Source organism: Deltaproteobacteria bacterium (assembly GCA_016219225.1).
Classification (GTDB): domain Bacteria; phylum Desulfobacterota; class RBG-13-43-22; order RBG-13-43-22; family RBG-13-43-22; genus RBG-13-43-22.
On record JACRBX010000075.1, the window covers coordinates 44,307 to 55,977 of the forward strand.

The 11,671-nt window shown below is 52.9% G+C and carries 9 protein-coding genes; 8 read left to right on the forward strand and 1 reads right to left on the reverse strand.

Annotation, left to right across the window (positions count from 1 at the left end; genetic code table 11):
• Nucleotides 1-69: 69 nt before the first annotated feature.
• Complete coding sequence (gene fusA, locus HY879_06340) at nt 70-2,151, reverse strand: elongation factor G (GenBank protein ID MBI5602956.1); 2,082 nt, start codon at nt 2,149-2,151, stop codon at nt 70-72.
• 287 nt (nt 2,152-2,438) lie between these two features.
• Between fusA and HY879_06345 the strand changes: the two genes are divergently transcribed.
• From HY879_06345 to HY879_06380, 8 genes are all read left to right on the forward strand, one after another.
• Nucleotides 2,439-4,346 (forward strand): sensor histidine kinase, encoded by a 1,908-nt coding sequence (locus HY879_06345; protein ID MBI5602957.1) that lies wholly within the window; start codon nt 2,439-2,441, stop codon nt 4,344-4,346.
• Complete coding sequence (locus tag HY879_06350; protein MBI5602958.1) at nt 4,339-5,688, forward strand: sigma-54-dependent Fis family transcriptional regulator; 1,350 nt, start codon at nt 4,339-4,341, stop codon at nt 5,686-5,688. Before HY879_06345 ends, HY879_06350 begins: the two co-directional genes overlap by 8 nt.
• 245 nt (nt 5,689-5,933) lie before the next feature.
• A complete protein-coding gene (locus HY879_06355) occupies nt 5,934-7,136 on the forward strand; it encodes an ABC transporter substrate-binding protein (GenBank protein ID MBI5602959.1) in 1,203 nt (400 codons plus the stop codon).
• Between the two features lie 276 nt (nt 7,137-7,412).
• Nucleotides 7,413-8,279: a branched-chain amino acid ABC transporter permease gene (locus HY879_06360; GenBank protein ID MBI5602960.1), complete on the forward strand. Its 867-nt coding sequence runs from the start codon at nt 7,413-7,415 to the stop codon at nt 8,277-8,279.
• Between the two features lie 252 nt (nt 8,280-8,531).
• Nucleotides 8,532-9,506 (forward strand): branched-chain amino acid ABC transporter permease, encoded by a 975-nt coding sequence (locus HY879_06365; protein ID MBI5602961.1) that lies wholly within the window; start codon nt 8,532-8,534, stop codon nt 9,504-9,506.
• Complete coding sequence (locus tag HY879_06370) at nt 9,503-10,222, forward strand: ABC transporter ATP-binding protein (protein ID MBI5602962.1); 720 nt, start codon at nt 9,503-9,505, stop codon at nt 10,220-10,222. Before HY879_06365 ends, HY879_06370 begins: the two co-directional genes overlap by 4 nt.
• Complete coding sequence (locus HY879_06375; protein ID MBI5602963.1) at nt 10,215-10,919, forward strand: ABC transporter ATP-binding protein; 705 nt, start codon at nt 10,215-10,217, stop codon at nt 10,917-10,919. The genes HY879_06370 and HY879_06375 overlap by 8 nt, the downstream gene beginning before the upstream one ends.
• Before the next feature lie 102 nt (nt 10,920-11,021).
• On the forward strand, nt 11,022-11,671 hold a 650-nt coding region (locus tag HY879_06380), incomplete at its 3' end, for an NTP transferase domain-containing protein (protein ID MBI5602964.1).

Genomic DNA, 11,671 nt, shown 5'->3' on the forward strand with positions numbered 1-11,671 from the left:
AATAGCTTTTCCTTTGGATTTTTGTTTGAAATCCGCATTCCAAAATCCGCAATCCGAAATTTTTTTCGTTTATTCTTCCAGCGCTGCCTTGGCCTCCTGGATGACCTTCTCGCTCATGTAAGCCGGGATTTCTTCGTAATGGGAGAACTCGGATTGAAAGGAACCCCGGCCCTGGGTCATGGCCGTCAGGTCGGGGGCATACCTGGCCACTTCAGCCATGGGGACCTGGGCTTGGATGACCTGATAATTCCCCTTGGAATCCACGCCCAAGACCTTTCCCCGGCGGCTGTTCAGGTCACCGATGACATCTCCCATGCTCTCGTCCGGTACGGTGACGCTAATCTTGACGATGGGTTCCAACAGGATCGGCTGGGCCTGCTGGACCGCTTTCTTAAAGGCCATGGAGGCCGCGATCTTGAAGGCCATTTCCGAAGAATCGACTTCGTGGGACTTGCCGTCATAAAAGCGGACCTTAAAGTCTACCACCGGATAGCCGGCCAGGACCCCGCTTTGCATGGATTCAGAGATGCCCTTTTCCACGGCCGGCACAAAATTCCTGGGCACGTTCATACCCACCAGGGCATCCTGAAATTCAAACCCCTTGCCCCGTTCCAGGGGAAAGACATCGATGTGGACCTCGGCGAATTGACCCCGGCCCCCGGTCTGTTTCTTGTGCCGGTAGACAATCCCCTTGGCCGGCTGGCGGAAGGTCTCCAGGTAAGGGATCTTGGGGGGTTTCAGGATCACTTCCACCCCGAATTTCCTCTTTAATTTTTCAACGGTCGCTTCCACGTGGACCTGACCCATGCCCGAGAGGATGATCTCTTTGGTCTGGGAATCCCGGTCCAGGCGTATGGTCGGGTCTTCTTCCATAAGACGGCTTAAAGATGAAAAGACCTTGTCTTCTTCTCCCTTATTTTTGGCCTCAATTGCATAGGAAATGACCGTAGAGGCCGGGGACGTAAAAGGAAAAAGGATGGGGTCTTTCTCGTCGGCCAGGGTATCGCCGGTCTCGGTTTCCTTTAATTTGGCCACGGCCAGGATATTACCCGGATACCCGACGGGAATGGGTTTTTGCGTTTTTCCTTCCAGGGCAAACAATTGTCCGAACCGTTCCTTCACCCCTTTATTGACATTATAGAAACCGGAATCGGCCGTAATTTCGCCGGAAAAAATACGGAAGATGGTCAGCCGGCCGGCATAAGGATCGGCCAGGGTTTTGAAGGCCAGGGCGGCGAAAGGGGTCTCGATGGAGGGTTCTTTTTTCTTCTCGGCCTTCGTTTTGGGATCCTGACCGATTCGAGAGCCCCGATCCAGGGGCGAAGGCAAGGCGCTGTTAATGGCCTCTAAAAGCAGGTCGATCCCCATGTTCTTCAAGGCTGAACCGCAGAATATCGGGAAAAGTCCCCCTCGTAAGACCCCTTTCCGCAGGCCTATGGATAACTCTTCGGGGGTCAATTCCTCCCCTTCCAGAAATTTTTCGATCAGAGAGTCATCCCCTTCGGCCAGATGTTCTACCAGGCTTTCCCGGTAGGTCTGGATCTCATCGGCCATGTCCGCCGGCAAGGGGACTTCCTTCCCCTCCCCCTGGATACCGGCATATTCCAGGGCCTTGTTATTTAAAAGAGAGACTACCCCTTTCAGGGTCTCACCCATACCTATGGGCAGGGTAAAAGGAACGGTTTTGATTTTCAAGATGGTCTGAATCGAGGTGAGGGTCTTTTGGAAATCGGCCCGCTCCCGGTCCAGCTTATTAATAAAAATCAAACGGGGAATTCCATATTGTTCGGCGGCCTGCCAGACCCGCTCGGTCTGGACCTTTACTCCGTCAACCGCATCGACCACCACCACCAGGCCGTCCAGGACCTGGAGGCAGGAAAAGGTATCGGCGATGAAATTCTCATCCCCCGGCGTATCGGCGAAAAAAATCGTGTGTTTCTTCCAATTATAATGCTGGAAAGATGTATTGATGGTCAAATGGCGTTTCAGTTCCTCGGGTTCAAAATCCAGGACCGATGACCCGTCATCCACCCGGCCCAGGCGATCAATGGTCTTGGTAGTATATAAAACGGCTTCCCCCAGGGAGGTTTTTCCAGCCCCGCTGTGGGCCACCAGACCAATGGTTCTGACTTTTTCAAGATTTTTTTCCATGCCTCATCCTTTCCCTATACTCATAAATGGTGCCTTTAACACGAAAATAAAGTTCTGGGTTAAGAGTTCGGAGTGCGGAGAAACCCATTTTCATGTTTCGTGGCGCCCCCTGGGGGGCATGAGGGTTTAATATCTTAATAAGTCAACAAAAGTCAAGAAATTTAACTTCACTACATAATTCCTTGACGGGCCGGTGATTTCTCAGGTAATACTGGATACTTGATTTCGGTTTTCGGATTGCGGATTTCTCCACCATCCCGCAACGAACAACGAGCAACGAGTAACTATTGAGACTTCGCCAAGTTAGAGAAAAATTCTCACCCTGGACCGGGCCCGTCAAGGGACGGATGGTCTCAGGATTGCTGCTGCTTACCCTGCTTTCGTTTGGTGTCTATCTGGCCTATATCTGGAGTGAACGGGCCGGCATCCGTAATTTACGCCAGAACGCCGAGCATCGGCTTGATATTTATGTCGGCAGTCTGTTGAGCGAGCTACGCCGCTATGATTACCTGCCCAAGGTATTGCGGTTGAACAACAAAGTGGTCGATCTCCTGCTCCATCCGGATGATCCCAGGCAGGTGGCCACGGCCAACCATTACCTGGAAGAGCTTAATCGGGAAGCAAAATCTTTAGCGATTTACATCATGGACCGCCAGGGTCTCACCCTGGCCTCCAGCAACTGGAACCAGCCCTTGAGCTTCGTGGCCAAGAACTATGCCTTCCGCCCTTATTTCCAGGATGCCCGGCACGGGTCGACCGGACGCTTTTACGGCATCGGCACGGTCAGTAATGAGCCGGGCTATTATCTGGCCCACGGTATCTTCCACGCCGGAAGACTGATCGGCGTGGCTGCTTTGAAGGTCAGCCTCGATAAGCTCGGTGAGTCCTGGAGCGGCGGGGGTGAGGCCGTTCTGGTGGTCGATGAAAACAGCGTAGTCTTTCTCACTTCAGTACCGGATTGGAAATTCAAAACCCTGAATCCGCTTTCGGAAGAAACCAGAAAAAAACTGGCCAGGACCAGACAATACTGGGGAATCGGTTCATTGGATCCGATTGGATTTAAAGAGGATGATCGTCTTTCTAAAAATGCCCGCCTGATAACCATTACCAAAGCCCTTCAGAACAAAGTGATGCAGTCCCTGTTGGAGCCCTATGTCCTGGCCACCAGCAGGTCTGTTCCGGAAACCGGCTGGCAACTCATCACCTTGTCCAACATGGCACCCGTCAAGGTGCTGGCCCGCAATACCGCTTTTGCCACCGGTCTGGCTTTGGGATTCCTGATGATCCTGGCCCTGTATCTGCAACAACGCCGACGGGCCATCGCCCAGAATATTGCGGCCAAGGAGGCCTTGCAGCGTGCCCATGATGAACTTGAACTCAAGGTCATTGAGCGCACCGCCGACCTGAGCACGGCCAACATCCATCTGCAGGAGGAAATCAATAAACGGAAGCATGCCGAACAGGTCCTCAAAGACGCCATGGAAGAACTGGTTCAAGCCGGGAAGATGGCCGCTCTGGGTCAGATGGCCAGTGGTATCACCCATGAATTAAATCAGCCTCTGGCGGCCTTGCGGACCCTTTCCGATAATGCCGTGGTCTTGCTGCAACGGGGTCGTGTTTCCGATGTGGAGGCCAATCTGGAAATCATTTGCCAATTGACCGAACGGATGGGAAAAATCACCGGACAACTAAAATCTTTTGCCCGAAAATCACCGGCCCACCCCAGGCCGGTTTCCGTAGCCCGGGTGATTTCCGAGACCATAGCCCTGATGGAACAACGTATTCATAAAGAGGGCGTTGTTCTGGAGCGGGATATTTCCCCACCTGAGGTGTGGGCGCTCTGCGACGGAAACCGCTTGGCCCAGGTCCTGGTGAACCTTTTGAGCAACGCCCTGGATGCCATGGCCGCTGTGCCGGAACGCCGGCTGAAGATCGACGTCTCCCAAATGGCTGAAAGGGTATTCATCGGGGTCCGGGACAGCGGAACCGGTATTCCCGATAGCGTAATGCCTCATCTCTTCGAACCTTTTTTCACTACCAAAGAACAGGGTGCGGGGCTGGGGTTGGGTCTGGCCATTTCAACGGGTATCCTGCGTGATTTCGGCGGTGTGCTGAAGGCCCGGAATCATAGTGAGGGCGGTGCCGAATTTCAGATCGAACTTCGGGCAGCCGATACGGAGGGGTCTTATGTTTGAGGGGCTCAAGGTGCTTTTTGTTGAGGATGATCCGGCCGTACGTCTGGGCAGCCAACAGGCCTTACAGTTGGCCGGTCTTGAGGTGCAGGCCTATGACTCGGCTGAACAGGTGCGAAAGCATATCGTGCCCGATTTTGCCGGCGTCCTGGTGAGCGACGTCAAACTGCCGGGGATGGACGGCCTGGGACTGCTGCGCCACGCTAAAACGATCGATCCAAACCTGCCGGTAATCCTGGTCACCGGCCATGGCGACATCTCCATGGCCGTCCAGGCCATACGGGAAGGGGCTTACGACTTTATTGAAAAACCCTTCTCTTCGGAACACCTGAGCGAGGTAGTCAAAAGGGCACTGGATAAACGCAAGCTGACCCTGGAAGTCCTGTCCCTGCGTCGTAAGCTGGAAAACCGGCAGGGTATCGGGTCCAAGATCCTTGGGTACTCACCGGCCATTGAGAGTTTACGCCGGACGATCCTGGACCTTTCTGACACCGATGTCGATGTCTTGATTCTGGGTGAAACCGGAACGGGGAAAGAATTGGTGGCCCGTTGTCTGCACGAACATGGGAGCCGGCAGCAGAATAATTTTGTGGCCATCAATTGTGGCGGAATGCCGGAGACTTTATTTGAAAGCGAGGTTTTCGGCTACGAAGCCGGGGCCTTCACCGGGGCCTTGAAACGGCGTATCGGCAAGATCGAACACGCCGGCGCCGGCACCTTATTTCTCGATGAAATCGAGTCCATGCCCCTTTCCTTACAGAGCAAGTTGCTGCGGACCCTGCAGGAGCGGCAATTCGAACGCCTGGGTTCCAATGAGCTTATCCCCATGAACTGTCGCGTCCTGACGGCTTCGGCCTGTAAGGACCTCCGGGAATTATGTTCCCAACAACGCTTTCGTATCGACCTTTTCTATCGTCTGAGCGTCCTGGAACTGACCATCCCGCCGCTCAGGGAACGGCGGGAGGATATTCCCCTGCTGTTCGAACATTTTGTCATGGAAGCGGCCCAGCGCTATAACCGTGAGGCCCCGGCCCTTTCGAAACCACAATTAAACCGGATGTTGGCCTATGACTGGCCGGGCAATGTCCGGGAACTGCGCAATATCGCCGCCCGATTCGTCCTCGGCATGCAAAGCAGTGTAATCGGTTCGCTGCAAGCCTCAAAAACCGGACCCCGTTCCCTGGGAGAACAGGTGGATCTGTTCGAACGCCATCTTATCGAAGAGGCGCTCCGGAGCCACTCGGGACGGGCATCGGCGGCCAGCGAAGCCCTGGGGCTGCCGAAGCAGACGCTTTACGACAAGATGAGGCGCTTCGGATTATCGACCGACGATTTTAAGGGGTAAAATTAAATTTGGACGCCGATTTTCGCCGATCGCCGCCGAAAACTAATCTTTATATTCAAAATCTTGGTAATCTGCACGATCGGCGAAAATCTGCCGATCCGAGTCGATCTGCGTCCAAAAAGGCCTCCGGGTGCCGCCTGAAATCAGGATTTTTTATTGACATTCACCAAGTTACCAAAGTATTATTACATAATTGTTCATTCATCATACTTCGTTTTTTGAAATCTTAAACAAAGGAGGGTGTTATGGGACGAGGGAAATGGATTTATCTTTTGGGTATGATTTTTTTATTAACTGGAACTTTGGGTGTTTCGAGTCCGGTCAAGGCCGCCGATGTCATCAAGGTAGGGATCATCCTTCCCCTGACCGGAGGGCAAGCAGCCTTCGGGGAAATTGAGAAAAATTCTTTTTTGATGGCCTTCAATGAGATTCAAAAGGCCGGCGGGATAAAAGGGGCCAAGATCGAATTACTCTTTGAAGATGACACCGGCAAACCGGATATCGCCCGGGCCGCTGCGGAAAAGCTCATCTCCAAAGACAAAGTGGTCCTGTTGGGGGGCGGATACGGAAGTTCCGAAACCCGGGCAATCGCCGGGGTGGCCCAGCAAAACAAAATGCCCTTTTTGATTAATACCGGCGCGGCCGATGTTATCACCGAGCAGGGCTGGAATTATGTCTTTCGTTTGAATCCTCCGGTCAGCGAGTATGCCGATGCCGCTGAAACCTTCTTTAAGGAAGTCGCCAAGCCCAAAACTGCGGCCATCCTTTTTGAAAATTCCCTCTTCGGCACCAGCGGCTCCAGGGAATTTGAAAAATCCTGCAAGGAGTTAGGGATTCAGGTGGTCCTCAAGGAAGGTTATGAAAAGGGAGCCGTGGACTTCAAACCCCTTTTGATCAAGGTCAAGAACGCCAATCCTGATCTGGTCTATATGATCTCCTACATCATGGATGCGTCCCTGCTCGTGCGCCAGTCCATGGAGTTGGATATCAACCCCAAACTCTTTGTCGGGGGGGCGGCCGGTTTTACCCTGCCGGAGTTTTATCAAAATGCCGGTAAGGCCACGGATGGGGTTTTCTCAGCCACTTTATGGGTCCCGACCCTTCCCTTCCCCGGTGCCATGGACTATTTTAAGAATTACAAAAAATTGCATGGGAAGGATACGGAATATCATGGGGCTGAGGCCTATGCCGCCATGTTCGTCATTGCCGATGTCCTGAAAAGGGCCAAGTCCTTATCCCATGAAGATATCCGTCAGGCCCTGGCCGCCACCGATTTAATGACCGCTTTCGGCCGGATCAAGTTCACCTCTTACGGCAAGAAAACCAATCAGAACAAGGTGGCCACCTATCTGGTCCAATGGAACAAAGGCAAGCTGGAATGTGTCTGGCCCAAGGAATACGCCACGGTCAAATACCTCTACCCGCATAAACCCTGGAAGGAACGATAACCCAATCTGGAATTCAGGCGCCAGGAGCCAGAATTCAGACGGAAAAGGGGCGCATTAGCAAAAAAATCCGCGTGCAGTGCAAGTTGCTTAACTTGATCTACAAAATTTTGTCGGTATACAGGCAATAAGCACATAGACAATCAAATTACGGGTGGACCTATGGCCATTCTTTTCAGGATTCTGATAGTCGCAGCCCTGATCCTCATCGGCGTCCCCTATGCCCTGGTTGTTGTCGGCATGGTCATGGGGGTCATGGGGATGAACGATTTCTTCCAGATGACCCAGACCGTTGTCATAGGTATCCTGATCGGCGGCCTTTATGCCCTGATCGGGATCGGGATGACCCTGATCATGGGGGTTATGGGCATCATCAATCTGGCCCACGGCCAGATCCTGATGACCTCCATGTACATCACCTTTATTTGCTTTAAGTACTTCAGCATGGATCCTTACCTGTCCATCCTGGTAACCATGCCGGCCTTGTTTATCCTGGCCTTTTTCATCGGTAAATATCTTTTGGATCCCCTGATCGGGAAAGAATCCATCCTGCCGGAAAATCAGGTCCTCATGACCGTCGGCATCGGCCTTTGTCTGACCGAAGTAGCCCGCTTCATTTTTACCTCCAACTACCAATCGGTCCGCACCGGCTATGCCAATAAGGCCATTTATCTGGGAGGAATCTCTTTCAACTACCCCCTGACCATAGCCTTTTTCATCGCCATCCTTTTGACTATCGGCCTTTTTTTCTTCCTCATGAAGACCGATATCGGACGTTCCATCCGGGCCACGGCCCAGGATAAGGATGCTGCTGTGCTCATGGGGATACCACAGCGGCGAATCACTTTCACCACCTATGCCCTTGGCTCGGCCCTGGATGCCGCTGCCGGCTCCTTACTCCTTCCGGTCTATTATCTTTTTCCGGATATCGGCGGCCCCTTTACCCTGAAGGCCTTTGTGATCACTATCTTGGGGGGCATGGGGAGCACGGTGGGGGCCATCATAGGAGGGCTGACCCTCGGCGTATATGAATCCCTCGGGGCCACCTTTATTTCCATGGGATATAAGGATGCGGTGGGTATGGTCATTTTCCTCCTGGTGTTGATCTTCCTCCCCGGGGGACTGAAAAGGGTGACCCGGATTTAGTTCGAAAATAGGGATCAGGGATCAGGGATCAGGGATCAGGGGTCGGCGAAAGACATTTTCATTCTTCGTGGTGCCCGCCCCGGGCATGGGGGTTTAGTTCGAAAATAAAAATTCAGGCGAGAGGTACGAGGCGAGAGGAAAAACGGAGCAGCAAAAAGCTGACCTATAGCCCATAGCCCATAGCCTATAGCCTCTCTTAATTCCATTTTCATGCATCGTAGCGCCCGCGCAGGCGGGCATGAGGGTTTAGTTATGAAAAGACCAAGGCAGGGCCTGTTCAGCCTCATCATTCTTATCCTGGCCGTCCTTTTACCCTTGATCGTCCGGCAGGAATATTATCAACACCTCATGATCCTGGTCCTCATGTGGGTGGTCATTGGTTCTTCCTGGAACCTGTTGGCCGGCTTTACCGGTCAGGTCTCTTTCGGCCATGCGGCCTTCTTCGGAATTGGGGCCTATACGGCCGGCATACTAAATACAAAACTGGGACTTTCTCCCTGGTGGGGGATGGCCTTTGGAGGCGGAACGGCTGTAATCCTCGGCATCCTCATCGGTTATCTCTGCTTCCGGTTGAGGGGCCCTTATTTTGCCCTGGCCACCCTGGCCTCCGGGGAGATCCTGAGGCTTGTCGCCAATAACTGGGTGGACTTTACCGAAGGCATGGTGGGGATCATGATCATCCAGACCTTTGCCAGCAAGCTTCCCTATTATTATATCGTCCTTTTCATCGCCGCCGCCTGTTTCTGGATCATCAAGTTGGTCATGAACTCCAAATGGGGCTATTATTTTGTCTCCATCCGGGAAGACCAGGATGCCGCCGAATCCCTGGGGATCAGTACCCCCTTTTATAAAAATATCTCCTTGATGATCAGTTCTTTTTTCACCGGGACGGTGGGGGCTTTTTATATGAATTATATGGGATTCATCGACCCGGCGGTCGTATTTTCGCTCCATGATGTCTCCATACAGGCCATCCTGGTCGGGATCATCGGCGGTGTGGCCACCTTATGGGGTCCGGCTGTAGGCGCCCTGGTCATGGTCGGCATCCAGGAACTTTTCCGCACCGCCCTCTTTGGACTGGGTCCCCAATGGATCAGTCACGGTCATGCCCTGGCCTTCGGCATCCTGGTGGTCCTGACCATCCTGTACCTTTCCAACGGCCTGGTAGGAGACTGGAACAAAATCAAGAAAATTTTCCTTCGGAAAGCGGCAAGGGAGGCCTCATGATCATCTTTGAAGCCAGGGACCTGGTTAAATTTTTCGGAGGGTTATCGGCAGTCAACGGGGTCAGCTTCCAGGTGGAGGAGGGGGAAATCTTCGGTCTTATCGGACCAAACGGCTCCGGAAAGACAACTATCTTCAATCTGATCAATCACTACTTTCCTCTGACCTCCGGCGATATTTATTTTATGGGACAGCGGATCACCGGTCTGAGCACCCATAAAATCTGCCAATTAGGCATTGCCAGGACCTTCCAGGTAGTCAAACCCCTGGCCAGAATGACCGTCCTGGATAATGTCATCGCCTCAGCCTTTTGCCGGGTAAACACCCTCAGGGAAGCCCGTAAACTGGCCCTGGAAACCATCGCCTTTTGCGGACTTTCATCCTACCAGGAGCAGACGGCTAAAAGCCTGCCGATCGGACTCCGTAAACGCCTGGAGATTACCCGGGCCCTGGCCACGCAACCCAAAGTCCTTCTTCTGGACGAGACCTGTGCCGGCCTGAACCCCAAAGAAGTCGATCAGGCTATCGGACTGATTAAAAACATCAACAAGCAGGGAATTACCATCATCATCATCGAACACATCATGAAGGTGATCATGAGCATCTCGAAAAAAATCCTGGCTATCAACCACGGCCAGTCGATCACCTCCGGGACTCCGGAAGAGGTTTCCCGGAATCCGCAGGTAATCGAGGCTTACCTGGGAGAAGATTATGCTTAAGGTCAATCAGTTGGAGGTCTCCTACGGGGATGTCCAGGTTTTGTGGGAGGTCTCCTTTGAAGTCCGGGAAAAAGAGATCCTGGTCCTGATCGGGGCCAACGGGGCCGGGAAGTCAACCACCTTGCGTACGATTTCCGGTCTCATCCGTCCCAAGAAGGGGTCCATCGAATTCGACGGGGTAAGACTGGACCGGATTCCCGAACATAAAACCATCGAACAGGGTATTGCCCATGTCCCGGAAGGCAGACGCCTTTTCCCGGAAATGACCGTAGAAGAAAATCTCATTATGGGCTCCCTTTCCCCCCTGGCTAAATCCAAAAGGAAGGAAACCCTCCAATGGATCTACAGTCTGTTCCCCCGTCTTGAAGAAAGGCGCAAACAACATGCCCGCACCTTGAGCGGGGGCGAACAGCAGATGTGTGCCATCGGCCGGGGGCTCATGTCCCTTCCTAAACTGCTGATGTTCGATGAACCCTCCCTCGGGCTGGCTCCGGTACTGGTGCAGGAGATCTTTCGAATGATAAAAAAAATCAATCAGGAAGGGGTGACCGTCCTTCTGGTGGAGCAGAATGTCAAACACACCCTGTCCATCTGTCATCGGGCCTATGTCCTGGAAAACGGGCGTATCGTCCTGGAAGGGACCGGCGCAGAACTCCTGAATAATCCCCATGTCAAAGAAGCCTATCTGGGAATATAAAAGAACAGGAATTCAGAATTCAGAATTCAGAATTCAGAATGTTGAAGATTGTTTTTCTCTTCTGGCTTCTGGCTTCTGGCTCCTGGATTCTGATTTTTAGCCATGGAAGCCATGATTCTGGCGGCCGGGAAAGGGACCCGTCTCCTTCCCCTGACCCTGGGCCGTCCCAAACCCCTTTTCCCGATCCTGAATCAGCCCCTGCTTGACCTGACCTTCGATTTCCTGAATCGATTTTCTATCTCCCGGCTGGTCCTCAATACCCATCACCTTGCCCCCCGAATAGAAGAATTTGTTCAATCCGAAAAAGAGGGCCGGCCGTTTCAAATACACACCCGCTACGAACCGGAAATCCTGGGGACGGGCGGCGGGATCGGCGGCACCCGGGGCTTCTGGAAGGAAAGCCCCTTCGTGGTGTTCAACGGGGATATCGTTACGGATATCGATCTACAAAAGGCCCTTGATTTTCATCAAAGCGGACCGGGGCCGGTCACTTTGATTCTGCACGATTACCCTGAATTCAACCAGATTGCAGTGGATGGGTCGGGCCGTATCCGGGATTTCAGACAGGAAAGAGGAAAAGGATTGGCCTTTACCGGCATACATATCCTGGGCCAGGAGATCTTCGGTTTTCTCCCTTCTACCGGCAGTTATGATATTATCCCGGTCTATCAGCAGATGATTCAAGAAGGCGTTCCGGTTCGGGCCTTTATCAGCCGGGGCCATTATTGGCGGGATATAGGAACACCTGATTC